Genomic DNA, 16,120 nt, shown 5'->3' on the forward strand with positions numbered 1-16,120 from the left:
TGTCTCTGCTCCCCCGGTCTGGGCCTGGGTCGGAACCATCCGCACGGCCTCCCATGAAACCACATCTCCCGGAAACACGCGACCTATCGAGAGGGGTGCCTGCCCGGTGTGCCCGGCGAGCAGCCGGATGTGCCGCCCGCATTGACGGGTCCCGCAATGTCGGACTACCGTCCAATCCTCTTCCCGCAGGTGTATTGAAGCGGGCTCGCGATGGTCGATTCCCCTCCGATGACAGCGGCTGAAGCCCAGGCGAGGCGTGCGTCGGTGCAGAAGCGCCTGGCGCTGGTGGAAGAAGAGATCGTCCGGCTCCGGCGCGAACTGGCCACGCTCGGCGTGGATCAGCGCCTGCCCGGCCTCTACCTCACGGTGGAGGTGGCCGGCACCACCGCCCTGCTGCCCGTGGAGGCGGTGATGGAGGTGGTCCGGCTGGTGGCCATCGAGCCCCTGCCGGCCGCGCCCCCCCATGTGCGCGGCACCATGCTCTACCGGGGCACCCCCGCGGTGGTGGTGGACCTGGCGGCCCTGCTCGGGGTGCGCCGGGAGCCGGACATGGACGCCCACCTGGTCATCTGTGGGGGCGCCCGCACGGTGGCCGTCCTCGTGGATCGGGTGAGGGACCTGGTCGAATCCCCGGTGCTGGTGGAGGGCTCCGTCGCCGGAGACACCACCCATGCCTGGGATGCGACGGGGTTGATGGCGGGCCTGTGCCGGACTTCCGAGGGCATCCGTCCGCTGCTGCGGGCCTCGGCCATCCTGGCCGTTCCGGAGGGGGCGTGAAGGAGCCGGTGCGCGTGGAGCGCCTCGACGAGGCGACGCTGATCGGGCTCGAGTCCGTGCTGCGCATCGCGTGCGGCATGGTGCTGGCCCCCAGCGTGCGTCCCTCGTTGGGGACCGCCCTCACGCGCGCCGCCGAGTCCCAGGGCCTGCCCACCGCCGACTTCCTCCAGCGGCTGCTGGCGCGCGACACCGCGGCGGTGGAGGCCTTCATCGGCTACGCCGTCATCGGCGAGACGTACTTCTTCCGCCACCCGGAGCAGTTGCGCGAGCTGGCGCGCATGGCCGCCTCCCACCGCGAGCCCTTCCTGGTGTGGAGCGCCGGGTGTGCCAGCGGGGAGGAGCCCTACAGCCTCGTCATGACGCTGCTGGCGGCCGGCCTCGCTCCCGAGTCCATCCGCGTGGTGGGCACGGACGTGTCCAGCCGCGCCCTGGAGCGTGCGAAGCAGGCCACCTACTCCCCCTGGTCCGTGCGGCGCATGGAGCCCGAGCTGGAGAAGCGCTTCCTCTCCATCCGCCCCGACTCCGTCAGCGTGCCTCCCGAGGTGCGCGCCCGGGTGGAGTTCCGCCGCCACAACCTGGTGACGGATCCGCCCCCCGTGTCCGGCGCCCAGGCCGTCTTCTGCCGCAACGTCCTCATCTACTTCCCCCCGGAGGTCATCCCCTCGGTGCTGGAGCGGCTCGTCCGGGCGCTCGCCCCCGGTGGCTGGCTCTTCCTCGCGCCCGCCGAGCTGCCCTTCGCCAAGGGCATGGGCCTGGAGGAGCGCGAGATGAATGGGATGCCCGTGCTGCGCAAGCCCGTCCCCGGGGAGAAGCCTCCCGCGCGGGCCCCCCGTCCCGCGCCCCTCCGCGTCCTCGCCCGGGCGCCCGCCAGTCCGCTGCGGCGGGTGCAGACTCCCTCCCGGGCGGCTCCGGCCACCGAGGCTCCGGCCCCCGAGGCCCCTCCCCCGGCGCGGGCCGTCCGGGTAGGTCAGGCGCCTACTTCCACACCGTCTCCCCAGCCGCCCGCCGGGTCCTCGGTGCCGGAGACGCTGGAGCAGGCCGTGGCCGCGGCGCGTGCCGGGCAGTTCGACCTCGCCGAGGAGCTCGCCCGCCTGGCGGCCCGCGAGCTGTCACCCGAGGCCTACCTGCTGCTGGCCATGGTGGCTGAAGGGCGGCAGGACGTGCAGGGGGCCGTGGCCGCGGTGCGCAAGGCGCTCTATCTGGAGCCTCAACTGGCCATCGGTCATGCGATGCTCGTGGCGTTGTATGGACGGTTGGGTCAACCCGAGGAGGCCGAGCGGGCCCGTCGCAATGCGCTGCGGGCGCTGGAAGGACTGGATGACGAACACGTGCTGCGCGGAGTGGAGGCCATGACGGTGGGAGGGTTGCGGCGCGCGCTCGTTCCGGGTGTGAGGATGGGAAAGTCGGGTGCGCGATGAACTCGGAGGCGCTGTGGAAGTGACTGGCATGAAGCCGCCCGAGGTCCAACGGCTGGACATGCGCCGGCTCAGCCTGAGGACCAAGATCGTCGCCATCACCGGCGTGTCGGGCGCGCTGGTGACGGGTCTGCTCGTGGGCGTCTTCTCGATGCAGACGCGCGATTCGCTCAAGGTGGAGTTCGCCAAGCGCGCCACCGCGGCGAGCCAGGAGCTGGCCCACCACCTGGGGACCGCCACCTGGTCCCGGGACGAAGAGGGCCTGCGGCTGGCCACGGCCATCACCCTGCGCAGCAATCCGGACATGGCGTACGTGGTGGTGCGTGACCGGCAGGGGCAGCTCCTCGGCCATGCCGAGGTGCAGCGGCTGGTGAGCCCGACGATGCTGCCGGCGCTGCCCGCGCAAGCCCCGGCCCAGCGCGAGCTGTCCGTGGGCAAGCGGCCCGTGCTGGAGACGTCCGCGCCCATCTACTTCGAGCCGCGGGGCCCCCGCGACGGTGCCCCCCAGCCGGAGTCCCTCGTGGGCTCGGTGCAGGTGGGCCTGGAGCTGGACGTGCTGGAGCAGACCGTGCAGGACATGGCCCTGCGCGGCCTGGGCATGGGCCTGCTGGCGCTCGCCGTCTGCCTGCTGGGCGTGGCCGCGGTGTGCCGCATGCTCATCGTCCCCCTGGAGCGCCTGGCGCGCGCGGCGGCCGGCATGGCCTCCGGAGACCTGCGCCAGCAGATCGACGCCGAGGGCACCGACGAGGTGGGGGACCTGGGGCGCAGCATCGCCACCATGGCGGAGATGCTCACCAACCTCCTCAAGGATCTGCGCGGCGCGGCGGCGGACATGGAGCGCGAGGCCACCAACGTGCTGGCCACCTCCTCGCAGCAGTCCGCCATGGCCAACGAGCAGGCCTCCACCATCCACGAGACGGGCGCCACGGTGGCGGAGATCGCCCAGACGTCCAAGCAGGCCACCTCCTTCGCGGACACCGTCATCAGCGGCACCAGCCGCTCGGACGCCCTGGGCGCCGACGGCCAGAAGGTCGTCGACGAGAGCGTGGCCGCCATGGAGAAGCTCAGCGAGCAGGTGAAGGCCATCGCCCTGGCCATCACCGATCTCAACGAGCAGACGCTCCAGATTGGCGACATCATCACCACCGTGAAGGACGTGGCCGAGCAATCCAACCTGTTGGCGCTCAACGCCTCCATCGAGGCGGCCAAGGCCGGAGATCAGGGCCGCGGCTTCGCGGTGGTGGCCATGGAGATGCGCACCCTGGCCGAGCAGTCGAAGATGGCCGCCAACCAGGTGCGTGCCCTGCTGGGCGAGGTGCAGAAGGGCACCCGTGCCGCCGTGACGGCCACCGAGGAGGGCAGCCGCCGGGCCCTGGCCGCCATGGAGCTGGCCCAGAGCGCCGGCGCCGCCATCAAGGGCCTGTCCGACGTCATCCGGGACTCCTCGGGTGCCGCCCGGCAGATCGCCGGCAACACCCGCCAGCAGACCATCGGCGTGGAGCAGATCGCCGCGGCGATGAACGAGCTGACCATCGCCATGCAGGACAACGTCGAGGGCACCAAGCGCATCGAGCAGGTGGCGGGTAATCTCTCCAATCTTTCCAAGCGCTTCTCCGACCTCGTCGGGAAGTACCAGCTATGACCGGGGGCGTGTTCGTGGAGGCAAGGGACGTATGAAGGTTCTGATCGTCGAGGACACGAAGACCATCACCAACCTCATCCAGGTCTACCTGATGGGGTGGGGGTTGGAATTCTTCGAGGCGGGCAACGGAGTGCTGGGCCTGGCGCGCGCCCGGGAGGTCAAGCCGGATCTGATCATCTCGGACGTGCAGATGCCGGAGATGGACGGGTTCGCGCTGTGCGCGGCGGTGCGCGCCGATCCCATCCTCTTCTCCACGCCCTTCGTGATGCTGACGTCGCTCAAGGATGACTCGAGCCGGCAGCGTGGCCGGCTGGTGGGTGCGAGCGCCTTCCTCAACAAGCCGGTGGCGGTGGATGACCTGCGCGAGAAGGTGCGCAGCATCCTGAAGCTTCCCGCCAGCAAGTACTGACGAGGGGTCATGGCCGGCGACCAGTCGCGCGAGAAGATCGACTACACGGCCCTGCGCCGCAAGCTGGACGAGGCGCAGGCGGTGCTCGAGGGCGCGCAGGTGCTCAGCCCGGAGCGCCGCCGCGAGGTGCTCGCCGATCGTGCGCGCGCGCTGGCCGAGTCGCGCCATGAGGAGCGGCGCGAGACCATGTCGGTGCTCTCCTTCCGCGTGGGGGGGGAGCGCTACGCCGTGCCCATCGACGCGGTGGACCACGTGCTGGAATCCAAGGGCCTGTGCCCGTTGCCGGGAGCGCCGCGGTACGTGCTGGGCGCGCTGGTGTCGCGCTCGCGCGTGGTGCCGGTGCTGGACTTGCGGCAGGTGCTCGGCCTGGAAGGGGGCGGCATGTCCGACCTGACGCGCGTGGTGGTCGTCGAGGTGTCCGAGGAGTTCTTCGGACTGGCGGCCGAAGAGGTGGACGGACGGCAGGAGCTGCCTCGGGCGGACCTGTCGCACCCTCCGCCTGGACCTTTCACGTTCCTCACCCGGGAGCGGTTGATGGTGCTGGACATCGTCCAGCTCAGCGATCCCGCGGTGGTGGGGCGGGGATAGGGCGAGAAACGAATGGATCCTCGGGTTCTGCGGAGCCTCTGGCCGATCTTCGCCGCGGAGACGCGTGAGCAGCTTCAGACCATTGGCACCGCGGTGCTGGGGCTGGAGCAGGGCACGGCGGATCAAGCGTCGGAGCAGCTCACCGCGCTCAAGCGGGAGGTGCACAGCCTCAAGGGCTCCGCGGCCAGTCTGGGCCTGGCGGACATCGAGCAGCTCATGCACGCGCTCGAGGACGGGCTGGCGCGCTGCGCTCCCGGCCATGTGCCGCCTCCCGGACTGGTGGAGACGACGCTGCGGATCCTCTCCGCCATGGAGGCCGCGCTCAACCGCGGGGACTCCGGCGAGATGCCGGCCATCGAGGGCCTGGGCCAGTTGCTGGGCGCGCTCGGGCGTGGCGGCTTCGAGCAGGTCCCCGAGGTGAAGGCGAGGGTGCCGGCGCAGTTCCGCCGCGACGGCCTGCAGACGCTGGAGAAGCTGGAGACGTCGCTGGGCCGGCTGTGCTCGCCGGGCCTGGAGGACAGGCCGGGCGCCGTCTGGGAGGCGGTGGGGCTGGCCGAGCTGCTCAAGGCCGCGGCCAACACCGCCGGCATCTCCGCCGTGGAGTCGCTGGCGAGCTCCGTGCGCACGGGCTTCGCGCGCATGGAGGAGGCGGGCGTCGGGGCCAGTGTGGCGGCCTCGGACATCGCGGGGGCGCTGGTGCAGCTTCGCGGTGCCCTGGAGTCGCTCGCCGAGGAGACTCCGGCCGAGCCCGCGGCGGCCCCGGCGGAGCCCGAGGTGACGGCCCGCTCGGCGGCTGGCAGGCGCCAGGCGGACATGGACCGGGCGGTGCGCGTGTCCGTGCGGACGCTCGACTCGCTGGCGCTCCAGGTGGAGCAGCTCGCGGCGGGCCGGGCGCAGCAGCTTCGCCGCGCCGAGGCGCACCGGGAATTGTTGGAGCAGACGCACCAGGCCCTGTTGCAGTTGGAGCGCGCGGCCCAGCAGCTCGCGCTCTCCGGTGGCGGAGGCGCGCTGGAGTCGCTGCGCGCCGGGGTGGGGCAGGTGCGCGGCGTGCAGAAGCGGCTGGTGCAGCTCTCCAAGGACGTGCACCGCGAGGGCGAGCAGCTCGCGCTGGTGGCCCAGGTGGTGCGCGACGACCTGCGGGATCTGCGGATGGTGCCGGCCTCGCAGGTGCTGGAGCCGCTCAAGCGCACGGTGCGTGAGCTGGCGGCGCGGCTGGGCAAGGACGTGGAGCTGGTGCTCGCCGGTGGAGACGTGCGCATCGACCGGCGCATCGTCGACGTGCTGAAGGATCCGCTGCAGCACTTGGTGCGCAACGCGCTGGACCATGGCATCGAGACGACGGCCCAGCGTGCGGCCGCGGGCAAGACGCCGCGCGGACAGCTCACGGTGCGCGTGGAGCCCCGGGGCACGCGGCTGGCGGTGGTGGTGGAGGATGACGGCGGAGGCCTGTCCCCGGAGAACGTGAGGGCCACGGCCGTGCGCCGCGGGCTGCTCACCGAGGCGGAAGCCGCCAAGCTCACCGAGATGCAGGCCGCGCGGCTCGTCTTCGAGCCGGGCTTCTCCACGAGGGATCAGGTAACGGAGACGTCCGGGCGCGGCGTGGGCCTGGACGTGGTGCAGACCACCGCCACGCGGCTGCAGGGCGCGGTGGACCTCTCCTACGAGAAGGGCCAGGGCACGCGCTTCACCATCGACCTGCCGCTGATTCTCGCGGGCGCGCTGGGGCTGCTGGTGCGGACGGGCACGGCGGTGGTGGCCATTCCCTCGGACGCGGTGGAGCGCGTGCTGCGCCTGGCGCCGGCGGACGTGGGCACCGTGGCCGGGCACGTGGTGGCGCGCGTGGAGGACGAGCAGTTGCCCTTCCACCCCCTCTCCACGGCCATCGGAATGCCCCGGCTGCCGCTGGCGATCGAGTCGGGCAAGCCGCAGACGGCCATGGTGCTGGCGCTCGGCGGCGTGCGCGCGGTGTTCGCCATGGACGCGGTGGTGGGCCAGCAGGAGATCGTCGTCCGCTCGCTGGGGCGGCACCTGCAGACCGTGTCGCACCTGGCCGGGGCCGCCGTGCTGGATGACGGCAGCGTGGTGCCGGTGCTCAACGCCCCCGAGTTGTTGCGCGTGGCCGCCGCTCCGGTGGTGCTGCGCGCCGCCACCGAGGTCCGCCGCTCGCACATCCTCGTGTGCGACGACGCGCTCACCACCCGCTTCGCCATCAAGTCGCTGCTGGAGATCGCCGGCTACTCGGTGGTGACGGCCGGTGATGGCGAGGAGGCGCTGGGCATCCTCGAGCGCACGCCCTGTCAGCTCGTGGTGAGTGACTGGCAGATGCCGCGGCTGGATGGCATCGGGCTCACCCGCCGCATCCGCTCCCATCCCAAGCTGTCGCACCTCCCCGTCATCCTCTGTACCTCGCTGGACAGTCCGCAGGAGCGGGCGGCCGGCCTGGACGCGGGGGCGGATGGCTACCTCGTCAAGCGCGAGGTGGAGCGCGGCAAACTGTTGGATCTGGTGCGTCAGCTTCTGCCCTCGGGCGCCTGAGCAGGCGAGGGGGCGGGGCCTTCCCCTCAGGGGGGCTCCCCTTTTCCCCGTGTCCCGGCATGTCCATGTTGCCGGGGACCAGGAGGCGGCGTGGAGGCGCAGGTCGCACTATGGATCGCGGGGTTCTCGTATCCGGCGGTGTTCCTGCTCCTCGTTCTGTGCGGAGTCGGCGCGCCGCTGAGCGAGGAACTCGTCATCATCACCGGTGGGCTGGTGGTCGCGCATAGTGGCGCGAGCCTCTCCGTCATGGCGATCGCCGCCTATCTGGGCATCGTCGCCGGGGACAGTGCGCTGTACCGGATCGGCCGCTCGCTGGGGCCCAAGGTGTTCTCGCATCCCAAGCTGTCCAAGATGCTGACGCCCGCGCGCATCGGGCTGCTCCAGGGAATGTTCGCGAGGCGAGGGGCGATGGCGGTGTTCCTCGCGCGCTTCCTGCCGGGACTGCGCGCCCCGGCGTTCCTGCTGGCGGGAGCCACCGGGCTGCCCTACCGCCGGTTCCTCCTGGCCGATGCCGCCGCGGCGTGGATTCCCGCCATGGGGATGACGTGGCTGGGCTTCCGGTTCGGCCCCCAGGTGCTCGCGGACGTGCGGGGCGGCTTGCGGTGGCTGCTGCTCGCGGCGCTGGTGGTGGCCCTGGGCGTGCTCGGCGTGCGCTGGGGGCGGCGGCGGGCGGCGGTGCGTGCCGCGCGCGTGGTGCAGGCTCCCGAAGGGGAGCCCTGAGGTCACTTCCTGGGCCGTGTGTACAGGCACCCCGCCGCCACCAGCCGTGCGGCCACCATCGCCAGGGGGACGTAGAGAAACAGGTAATCAGTGCTCGTGGGCTTGGAAGAGCCGAGCACGAAGAAGGCGACGGCTCCCAACGCCATGGGCGCGCAGGGAAAGAGTACCAGTCCGAGATAGGAGAAGTGCCGCCCGCGGTGGGCCACGGCCTTTGGGGAGGCTGCCAACCACGCTGGCACGAAGGTGGTGCCCACGGAGAACATCAGCGGCACGAGCGGGAGTCCCTGGCGCGGGGCGATGTGGAACAGGATGACGTACAGCTCGACGGCGCCTACCACCATGAGGAGCATGCGCCCGAAGCTCTGCCGGAGGGAGATCCCCTCGGCCAGAGGTTCCTGGGCCTCGTCCTGACTGTCGGCGGGCTCGGCGCGGGACGGGGCCGCGCGGGACTGGGATACGGGGGACTGAGACGCGCGGGTCTCGGCCGCACGCATCGCCACGCGGTCCTGCGGGGAGAGCTGCTGTGAATACGGCTCACCCAGCGCCACCATCGCCTGGGCCGCGGCTCCGTGCACCTGCCGGCCTTGGCTCCCGATGAACGAGCGCAGCCGCTTGTCGTCGAGGATGCGGCGGAGCAGCTCCGCCCGCTCGTGAGCCTCCTCGCCGGGCCGCGGCGGCTGGGCGAGACCGCGCAGCAGTGCGTCCACTTCGGCACGGCCCGCGTTGGGTGAGCGTGCCTGCTCCACCAGCACCTTCAGGGGTGGCGGCGACTCCGGTTGTGGGGAATTCACGGCCGCAGGCTATCCCAATCCCCTCGCGAAACACGAAGGGCCGGCCTCCCGTAGAGGGAAGACCGGCCCTTGTTCATGTGACGCGTCTGCGACGCGTTCAGGGACGCGAGGGGCTCAGGCCGCCTCGAGCAGCTTGTGGGCGTGGGCGTGGGCGAAGATGTTCTGCAGGTTGATGCCGCCCTGGGGAGGCAGCGCGTCGCCGACCTTCTTGGCGATGCCACCGACCGCCTCGGCCAGGTCGCCCAGCTTCTTGATGGTGGGCATGGCCTTGGTCAGCAGGCCCAGGCCACCCAGCGGGCCACCGGCGACGAAGGACAGGGCGTTGTCCAGGAACTTGTCGGCGAAGGGCTTGATGAAGTTGCCGATGCCGAAGGGCAGCTTGTCCAGCGCGCCGCCCACCAGCTTCTTCACGGGCGCCATGATCTGGTCCAGCGGCTTCTGCAGGAAGTTGGTCACCTTGCCGACGACGTCCGCGACCTTGCCCACCGTGCGCGCGATACCGCCGATTGCCTTGCCGATGCCCTTGAGAAAGCCCATGGTCTTGCCCTCGTTCCCCTATAGGGATGACGAACTGCGTTGGTGGAAGTGGCCCGCCGTTGCTGGCGGAGACAAAAGGATTATCGGGGGACGCATTTTCGAGTTGCTTCCCCCGAAACTTCCCATTCCTTGAGGAAAAGAGGGCGCGGAGTGGCTCAGTGCCCGGTTTTGCAGCGCCCGAGGAAATGGACCAGCTCCGTGTGGAACCACTGGGGCGCGTCCAACATCGGCCAGTGACTCGCGTGCGGCAGCACCGAGCGGGACAGCTCGGGCCGCTGGGCCACCAGCGTCTCCGGAGTGGTGAACGCGACCAGCGCGTGGGTGGGTCCTTTGAAGCGCTCGAAGGCCTCGCCCGGGTCATGGCGGAAGAGCGACTCCATGTTTCCGGCGACGGCCTCCCGCCGCGAGGTCCGCAGCGTCTTCATGACCAGCGCGCGCGTCTTCTCCTTCGCCTCGAGGAGCAGGGGCGTGAACCAGTGCTCGTGGAAGCTGCCGTACTTCGCCTCGCTGAAGTTCTCGAGCCAGGCGGCGATGTCGGCCTTCTCCGTGCGGCGCATGTCTCCTACCGGCTCGACATAGAGGAGCCCGGCGAGCCGCTCGGGGTAGTACGAGGCGTAGGCACCGGCCACCGCGGCTCCGAAGCCGTGGCCCACCAGGACGAACTTCTCGGGCAGCAGCGCGTCGGCAACGGCGGTGACATCCTCCACCGAGGCCTCCACGCCGAAGGGGCCATGGCCGCCGCTGCTCTCGCCCATTCCGCGCTGGTCGAACGAGACGCTGCGGGTCGCGAGGCCGTGCTGCGTCTCGGCCCAGTGCGTCCGGTCGGCGGCGAAGTCGTGCACGAAGAGGACGGGGATGCCACCGTCGCCTTCGACTGTCGCCATCAGCCGCCCCGCGGGTCCGGGTACGGTCACCGTCGTCGCTTCCTTGTGCTTCATCGTGGTTGCTCCCAGCCCCCCGGTATGGGCCGGGGCCAGCTTCGGAGTCTGTCCTACTGCACCGGGAACGAATCGCGGCCGGGGTGCATGCGCTCACCTTTGAACATCGTGAACGGACGCCTAGGCGCCTTCCGCCTCGAGCAGCGCCGCGAGGAACAGCTCATAGGTCAGCTCGGCGACGGGCCGTTTCTCGCGGCGGGCCTGGGTGCGCAGGGCCTTGGGCAAGGAGCACGGTTTGCCTTGCTCGCCATCGCGCATCTTCACATAGCCGCGCTCGGAGAACCCGGCCACCAGCCACCCCCGCTTGCGGAGCGCCTGGCTGAGGTCATCGGTGAGCTGGTGGTGGACGGCCTTGGCCATTGGCAGCAGGCCGAAGATTTCACTCGACCAGCCGCCGTCTTCCTCGCGCCAGCCTCGCGCACGCAGGTAGTTGGCCTTGCGCGCGAGCGAGAGCCCTCCGACGTGGCGTTCGAGCTTCACAGGGAGGCGCGGGTCAGCGGACCGTCGAAGCTCTGCCCCTCGCACTCGACATAGGCGTGATCGCCCACCAGGGTCAGCGACAGCTTGATCCGCCGGGAGTCGAAGCCGGAGAGCGCGCGCAGCAGGTCGGCGTCGATCGCCGCGAGCTCGGCCTTCGCCACGCGCAGGGCCTTCACCTCGCGCGCCTCGGTGAGGAACGCCTCGAGCCGCTGGGGAGACTCGAACAGCACCGACACCTTCGCGTGCGGGTTCTGATCGACCGCGCGCTGGATCTTCAGCGGGTCCGCCTTGCCCACGCGCACCCAGCTCGTGATCAGGCCGGTGTAGTCGCGGCACTCGAGGTCCGGCTCATCGGGCTCGCCCAGACCCTTGCCGAAGGCCAGCCGCTCCTCCCACAGCCAGCAGAACGCGATCACCCGCAGCCAGACGCGCTGCATGGTCTCGGACGGGTGGCGTGCGACCTTGAAGCCCAACTGCGGCTGGTCGATCGCGCGATCGACGTGGCTCAAGGCGATCTGGAAGTCGTACAACGTCGGAGCGAGGGTCATCGGAGCGCAGCTATAGCGCATCCGCTAACCCGGGAGGCGCGGGAGCAGCACGGTCAGCTCCAGCTCGGGCGTCTCCCGCACGGAAACCCGGACCTGCCATCTTCGCGCGAGCCGCTCCAGGGACTGGAGTGCCTTCTCCGGCACCGGGAGCTGCGCACGGGCCTGCACGAGCAGCCGCCACGCATCCACCCCGTCCGGTGAATCCATCCGCAGCAACACCTCGGAGGCTCCGGCCCCCGACAGCAGCCGCTCCAGGGTCCGCACCAGCAGGGCCGAGCCCGTCCTCGGCATCCGGAGCAACACCGGCCCCGGGGGCAGCTCCAACCGCGCGGCGCCGTTCCGCCCGGGTCCGAAAGTGGCGCTCAACGCCGCACGCAGATCCTCCGCGGGGACGTCCTCGCCCGAGGGCCGCTGCTGGAGACGGACGTTCATCTCTCCCGCCGCCCGGCCCATGCGCTCGAGGTAGCGCTGCATGGCAGGCGTGAGCACCCCCGCCATGCCCTTGGTCATCATGTCGATATACCCCTGCATCACGAGCAGCGGCGTGCGCAGGTCATGCGCCGCGCGGGACCAGGCCCGCTCCCGGTGCGCGAGCTGCTCCATCAGCCGCAGCCGCTCCAGCCGCAGCCGCTTGTGCTCGGCCCGGGCCGCTTCCTCCCGCGCCCGGCACGCCAGCAGCGCGCTGCCCAGGGCCGTCAGGCGATGGAGCTGCTGCCGATCCGTGGTGTCCACGCACGGCGTGCCCAGCACCAGGGTGGTGCGCCCATCCTTCATCATCTGAAGAGGATGGGCCCGGGTGGGAACGGGCGGTGCCGTCCCCGCGAGCGCCACGCACTGGCCACCCGCATACAGGGCGGCCCCCGGCGTCTCCGTCAGACGCACCACCGACTCCACGAGCGCAGCGAGTCCTGCCTTCGCCCCGTGGTGAAGCGCCCGCTCGGCTACGGCCGAGACTGCTCGCTCCACCTCGGAGGCGCTGACACTTCGCCCCACGCGCCACCCAATCCAAGCACCCGCCTGCACACAGGAGGAATGGCCACGGTGGGCGAACGGTGCAACGCAGCCCTGCGTGGGAACCGAAAGGGTGACGGAAGGAAAACCCTTTCCCACCCATACCCCAAGCCATCCAACCTTTTTACTGGCCTGCGGGGATTCCTTGTTCCCAAACCCCGGATTTCCTTACGCCAGCGCTGGCCGACCACTTGCTATCGCTCTCGTCCGGGATGGGACGGAGCTGCAATGAGGACGCTGGGATACTACTCGACGATCGCACGGCTCGCGCCGGGAGGGCTCGCCCGGGGGATGGCGCGGCGGGTCCAGGGGGTGGCGCGCCAGGCCCTCTATCGGAGGCGCGAGCGGCTCGAGGAGCCGAGGCTGCTGGAGGCCTTCGGTGCCTCCACCTCGGAGGAGCTGGCCGAGCGGGCGCTGTCGTCGCGTCCGGGCGGGGCCTGGTGCGAGGTGCGGCAGCGCTCCTCCCTTCTGGAGGCGCTCGCGGAGCTGCCCGGCGCCGGGGAACGCGCCCTGGAGCGGGCCCGGGCCGCGCTCCGAGGGGAGTACGACGTCTTCGGGACCCGGGTGTGCTTCGGCGAGGGCCAGCCTGTCGACTGGAGCAGGGATCCGGTGAGCGGCTACCGCTACCCGGTCGTCCCGGTGGAGCAGCTCCGGCTGGAGCGGCCGGGGGTGGATCCCAAGTTCCCCTGGGTGATCGGCCGGTTGGATTGTCTGGTGGCGCTCGGTCAGGGGTACTGGGCGGAGCGCGGCGAGGAGGCACGCCGGGGCTTCGCGCGGGCCTTCGTGGCGCGGACGCTGGATTTCCTCCAGGCCAACCCGGTGGGGCAGGGGGTTCACTGGACGTGCGGCATGGAAGTGGCGCTGCGTGCGGCCAACCTGGCGCAGGCGCTGGTGATGTTCTCGGACGCACCCGAGGCGCGCAGGCCGGAGTTCCTCGTGCCGGTGCTGGAGTCGCTGGCCGAGCACACCGCCTGGGTGGAGGCGCACCTGGAGGACAAGGGCGCGGTGCCCAACAACCACCTCGTCTCCAATTACGTGGGCCTGCTGGTGACGGGCCTGCTCTTCCCGGAGCTGCCGGACGCCCCGAGGCAGGTGGCGCGCGCGGTGGCGGGGCTGCGCACGCAGATGGCGGCGCAGGTGCATGCGGAGGGCACCTCCTTCGAGGGCTCCGTGCCCTACCACCGGTTGTCGGTGGAGCTCTTCACCCTGGCGCTGGTGGTGGCGCGGGGCCAGGGCGTGGACCTGGGGGCGCGGTACGCGGCGCGGCTGCACCGCATGTACGAGGCCTCGCGCGCCTGGAAGCCTCCGAGCGGGGGCTGGCGCCGCAGGTGGGCGACAACGACTCGGGCCGCGTCTTCCCCTTCCAGGAGCGGGATTCACGCGAGCAGGGCTACCTCGCACCGCTGGGAGCGGCCCTCTTCGGTGACGCGAAGCTGGCGGAGGGACCCTTCCCGGACGAGGCCGCCTGGCTGCTCGGACTGTCGGGTCTCGAATCCTTCCGGAGTCTGCCCGCGGCGCGGCCCGCGGGCTCGGTGAGCTACCCGGCGGGGGGCTTCCACGTGCTGCGCGGAGCGGGCGCGGTGGTGACGGTGAGCGCCGGCGCGCAAGGGCAGGGCGGGGTGGGCGGACACAGCCACAACGACAAGCTCTCCTTCGAGCTGCACCTGCGTGGGCGGCCCGTCATCGTGGACCCGGGCACGGGCACGTACACACGCGAGCCGGCGATGCGCAACGCGTTCCGCTCCACCGCCGCGCACAACACGCTCGAGGTGGATGGCGTGGAGCAGGCCCCGGTGGATCCGGGCCGGCTCTTCGCGCTGCCCGAGGCGGCGCGGGCCCGCGTGCAGATCTTCCAGCCCGGCGCGGAGCTGGATCGCCTCACCGTGCGCCACGATGGCTACCGCGCGCTGTCCTCGCCTGTGGGGGTGGAGCGCACCTTCGTGCTGGACAAGCGCGAGCGTGCGCTCGGGGTGACGGACGCGTTGGTGGGGGTGGGGCTTCACGATGTGAAGGGGAGGATCCACCTTCCGGACCGCGAGGCGCGAATGAAGGCGCCAACGCCCGAGCAGCTCGCGCGGGCGCTGCGTGTCCCGGAGGCGCCCAAGGGTTTCGAGGCAATGGGTGTGGAGTTGGGTCCCGCGGAAGCACCGGAGGCACTGGTGCTCTTCGCGGCGGGCCTGGAGCCGCGGTTGGAGCCGTCCCGGTATTCGCCAGGGTACGGCCTCGTGGTGCCGTCGCAGGTGGTGGTGTTCGGGGTGCGGGTGTCGCCCCCGGTGTGGTTGAGGTGGGTGGTTGTCTTCAGTTGAAGACTCGTGACGGGGCGTGACGGGGGGACCCGCACGCCTTCAGGAGAGGTGAGTCAGATGCGCGTCATGGTGAGCCCGCTGCTGGAGCAGATCCGCCGGCGGGAGGCGAGGGTGGGCGTGGTGGGGATGGGCTACGTGGGTCTGCCTCTGGGCATGGCGTTCGCGGAGGCCGGCTTCCCCGTGGTGGGGCTCGACGTGGACTCGCGGAAGGTGGAGAACATCGGCAAGGGGGTGAGCTACATCAAGCACATCCCCAGCGCACCGCTGGCAGAGCTGACGAGCAAGGGCAAGCTGCAGGCGACGACGGACTTCGCGAAGGCCCGCGAGATGGATTGCATCATCATCTGCGTGCCCACGCCGCTGACGGCGTCGCGTGAGCCCGACATGAGCTACATCATCAAGACGGGCGAGGCGCTCGCGCCTCACGTCCGTCCCGGTCAGCTCTTCATCCTGGAGTCCACCACCTATCCGGGTACCACGGACGAGGTGCTCAAGCCGCTGCTGGAGAAGAACGGCCTGAAGGCGGGCGTGGACTTCCACCTGGCCTTCAGCCCCGAGCGTGAGGACCCGGGCAACAAGAACTTCAACACCAAGACGATCCCGAAGATCGTCGGTGGCCACACCCCGGCGTGCCTCGAGGTGGCGCAGGCGCTCTATTCGAGCGCGCTGAAGGAGACGGTGGCGGTGTCCTCCACCCGCGTGGCCGAGCTGGCCAAGCTGCTGGAGAACATCTACCGCTGCGTCAACATCGCCATGGTCAACGAGATGAAGATGCTCTGCGACCGGATGAACATCGACGTGTGGGAGGTCATCAACGCCGCGGCGACGAAGCCCTTCGGCTTCCAGGCCTTCTACCCGGGCCCCGGCCTGGGCGGCCACTGCATCCCCATCGATCCCTTCTACCTGACGTGGAAGGCGCGCGAGTACGAGTTCCACACCAAGTTCATCGAGCTGGCCGGCGAGGTGAACACGCAGATGCCGTACTACGTGGTCACCCGGACCATGGAGGCGCTCAACAAGACGAAGAAGACGCTCAACGGGGCGAAGGTGCTCTGCCTCGGCGCGGCGTACAAGAAGGACATCGACGACATGCGTGAGAGTCCGAGCCTCCGGATCATCACGCTGCTCAAGGAGAAGGGCGCGGAGGTCGAGTACCACGACCCGTACGTGCCCCGCCTCGAGGAGGGCCACGGCTTCCACTTCACGATGCAGTCGGTGCCGCTGAACCCGGAGACGCTCGCGCAGTACGACGCGGTCGTCATCCTCACGGACCACTCCTGCATCGACTACAACATGGTGGTGAAGCAGTCCCAGTGCGTCGTCGACACGCGCAACGCCTGCAAGAACGTGGGCCCGGGACGCGAGAAGGTCACCAAGGCCTAGTCAGTCAGGCGTGAAGGGGGGCCGGCCCGGTTGCCGTCCC

Annotated in this window: 16 protein-coding genes; 10 read left to right on the plus strand and 6 right to left on the minus strand. The window is 70.6% G+C overall.

The window, feature by feature from the left end:
- Positions 1 to 210 precede the first annotated feature (210 nt).
- The 7 genes from ACN28I_RS46400 to ACN28I_RS46430 all read left to right on the plus strand — a co-directional run bounded on the left by ACN28I_RS46400 (position 211) and on the right by ACN28I_RS46430 (position 8,086).
- Positions 211 to 777, plus strand: coding sequence for a chemotaxis protein CheW (locus tag ACN28I_RS46400; RefSeq protein ID WP_420948265.1), 567 nt, complete (start codon positions 211 to 213; stop codon positions 775 to 777).
- Positions 774 to 2,195, plus strand: coding sequence for a CheR family methyltransferase (locus ACN28I_RS46405; RefSeq protein ID WP_420948266.1), 1,422 nt, complete (start codon positions 774 to 776; stop codon positions 2,193 to 2,195). The genes ACN28I_RS46400 and ACN28I_RS46405 overlap by 4 nt, the downstream gene beginning before the upstream one ends.
- A gap of 28 nt (positions 2,196 to 2,223) precedes the next feature.
- Positions 2,224 to 3,834, plus strand: coding sequence for a methyl-accepting chemotaxis protein (locus ACN28I_RS46410; RefSeq protein ID WP_420948267.1), 1,611 nt, complete (start codon positions 2,224 to 2,226; stop codon positions 3,832 to 3,834).
- Between the two features lie 31 nt (positions 3,835 to 3,865).
- Positions 3,866 to 4,243 (plus strand): response regulator, encoded by a 378-nt coding sequence (locus tag ACN28I_RS46415; RefSeq protein ID WP_375766323.1) that lies wholly within the window; start codon positions 3,866 to 3,868, stop codon positions 4,241 to 4,243.
- Between the two features lie 9 nt (positions 4,244 to 4,252).
- Positions 4,253 to 4,831: a chemotaxis protein CheW gene (locus ACN28I_RS46420; RefSeq protein ID WP_420948268.1), complete on the plus strand. Its 579-nt coding sequence runs from the start codon at positions 4,253 to 4,255 to the stop codon at positions 4,829 to 4,831.
- Between the two features lie 12 nt (positions 4,832 to 4,843).
- The gene (locus ACN28I_RS46425) at positions 4,844 to 7,366 is read left to right on the plus strand and encodes a hybrid sensor histidine kinase/response regulator (protein WP_420948269.1); all 2,523 of its coding nucleotides are present in this window, start codon (positions 4,844 to 4,846) and stop codon (positions 7,364 to 7,366) included.
- Positions 7,367 to 7,456: 90 nt separating this feature from the next.
- Complete coding sequence (locus ACN28I_RS46430) at positions 7,457 to 8,086, plus strand: DedA family protein (protein ID WP_420948270.1); 630 nt, start codon at positions 7,457 to 7,459, stop codon at positions 8,084 to 8,086.
- Positions 8,087 to 8,088: 2 nt separating this feature from the next.
- On the opposite strand, the gene ACN28I_RS46435 is transcribed toward ACN28I_RS46430, so the two are convergent.
- The 6 genes from ACN28I_RS46435 to ACN28I_RS46460 form a co-directional block, all read right to left on the minus strand.
- Positions 8,089 to 8,877 (minus strand): hypothetical protein, encoded by a 789-nt coding sequence (locus tag ACN28I_RS46435; protein WP_420948271.1) that lies wholly within the window; start codon positions 8,875 to 8,877, stop codon positions 8,089 to 8,091.
- Between the two features lie 114 nt (positions 8,878 to 8,991).
- Positions 8,992 to 9,414 carry a hypothetical protein gene (locus tag ACN28I_RS46440; protein ID WP_420948272.1) on the minus strand — a complete coding sequence of 141 codons (423 nt, stop codon included), beginning with the start codon at positions 9,412 to 9,414 and terminating at the stop codon, positions 8,992 to 8,994.
- 155 nt (positions 9,415 to 9,569) lie between these two features.
- Positions 9,570 to 10,352: an alpha/beta fold hydrolase gene (locus ACN28I_RS46445; protein WP_420948273.1), complete on the minus strand. Its 783-nt coding sequence runs from the start codon at positions 10,350 to 10,352 to the stop codon at positions 9,570 to 9,572.
- 120 nt (positions 10,353 to 10,472) lie between these two features.
- A complete protein-coding gene (locus ACN28I_RS46450; RefSeq protein ID WP_420948274.1) occupies positions 10,473 to 10,832 on the minus strand; it encodes a hypothetical protein in 360 nt (119 codons plus the stop codon).
- Positions 10,829 to 11,401, minus strand: coding sequence for a YaeQ family protein (locus ACN28I_RS46455; RefSeq protein WP_420948275.1), 573 nt, complete (start codon positions 11,399 to 11,401; stop codon positions 10,829 to 10,831). Before ACN28I_RS46455 ends, ACN28I_RS46450 begins: the two co-directional genes overlap by 4 nt.
- A 3-nt stretch (positions 11,402 to 11,404) precedes the next feature.
- Positions 11,405 to 12,262, minus strand: a complete 858-nt coding sequence (locus ACN28I_RS46460; RefSeq protein WP_420948276.1) for a histidine kinase dimerization/phospho-acceptor domain-containing protein — start codon at positions 12,260 to 12,262, stop codon at positions 11,405 to 11,407.
- A 357-nt stretch (positions 12,263 to 12,619) separates the two neighbouring features.
- Here ACN28I_RS46460 and ACN28I_RS46465 point away from each other — a divergent pair, with 357 nt between their 5' ends.
- Genes ACN28I_RS46465 through ACN28I_RS46475 form a run of 3 tightly spaced genes read left to right on the plus strand, consistent with a single transcriptional unit; the run spans position 12,620 to position 16,080 of the window.
- Positions 12,620 to 13,927: a heparinase II/III family protein gene (locus ACN28I_RS46465; protein WP_420948277.1), complete on the plus strand. Its 1,308-nt coding sequence runs from the start codon at positions 12,620 to 12,622 to the stop codon at positions 13,925 to 13,927.
- Positions 13,924 to 14,697, plus strand: a complete 774-nt coding sequence (locus ACN28I_RS46470) for a heparinase II/III family protein (protein ID WP_420948278.1) — start codon at positions 13,924 to 13,926, stop codon at positions 14,695 to 14,697. The genes ACN28I_RS46465 and ACN28I_RS46470 overlap by 4 nt, the downstream gene beginning before the upstream one ends.
- Positions 14,698 to 14,754: 57 nt before the next feature.
- A complete protein-coding gene (locus tag ACN28I_RS46475) occupies positions 14,755 to 16,080 on the plus strand; it encodes a nucleotide sugar dehydrogenase (RefSeq protein ID WP_420948279.1) in 1,326 nt (441 codons plus the stop codon).
- The last annotated feature ends 40 nt before the right edge of the window (positions 16,081 to 16,120 follow it).

The sequence above is a fragment of the Archangium gephyra genome (assembly GCF_049060025.1).
Lineage (GTDB): Bacteria > Myxococcota > Myxococcia > Myxococcales > Myxococcaceae > Archangium > Archangium gephyra_A.

What these genes read in the sequence shown, in the direction of transcription:
- ACN28I_RS46400 (WP_420948265.1), top strand. Translation starts at nt 211, where the DNA reads ATGGTCGATTCCCCTCCGATGACAGCGGCTGAAGCCCAGGCGAGGCGT.
- ACN28I_RS46425 (WP_420948269.1), top strand. Translation starts at nt 4,844, where the DNA reads ATGGATCCTCGGGTTCTGCGGAGCCTCTGGCCGATCTTCGCCGCGGAG.
- ACN28I_RS46410 (WP_420948267.1), top strand. Translation starts at nt 2,224, where the DNA reads ATGAAGCCGCCCGAGGTCCAACGGCTGGACATGCGCCGGCTCAGCCTG.
- ACN28I_RS46445 (WP_420948273.1), bottom strand. Translation starts at nt 10,352, where the DNA reads ATGAAGCACAAGGAAGCGACGACGGTGACCGTACCCGGACCCGCGGGG.
- ACN28I_RS46415 (WP_375766323.1), top strand. Translation starts at nt 3,866, where the DNA reads ATGAAGGTTCTGATCGTCGAGGACACGAAGACCATCACCAACCTCATC.
- ACN28I_RS46465 (WP_420948277.1), top strand. Translation starts at nt 12,620, where the DNA reads ATGAGGACGCTGGGATACTACTCGACGATCGCACGGCTCGCGCCGGGA.
- ACN28I_RS46475 (WP_420948279.1), top strand. Translation starts at nt 14,755, where the DNA reads ATGCGCGTCATGGTGAGCCCGCTGCTGGAGCAGATCCGCCGGCGGGAG.
- ACN28I_RS46440 (WP_420948272.1), bottom strand. Translation starts at nt 9,414, where the DNA reads ATGGGCTTTCTCAAGGGCATCGGCAAGGCAATCGGCGGTATCGCGCGC.
- ACN28I_RS46420 (WP_420948268.1), top strand. Translation starts at nt 4,253, where the DNA reads ATGGCCGGCGACCAGTCGCGCGAGAAGATCGACTACACGGCCCTGCGC.
- ACN28I_RS46455 (WP_420948275.1), bottom strand. Translation starts at nt 11,401, where the DNA reads ATGCGCTATAGCTGCGCTCCGATGACCCTCGCTCCGACGTTGTACGAC.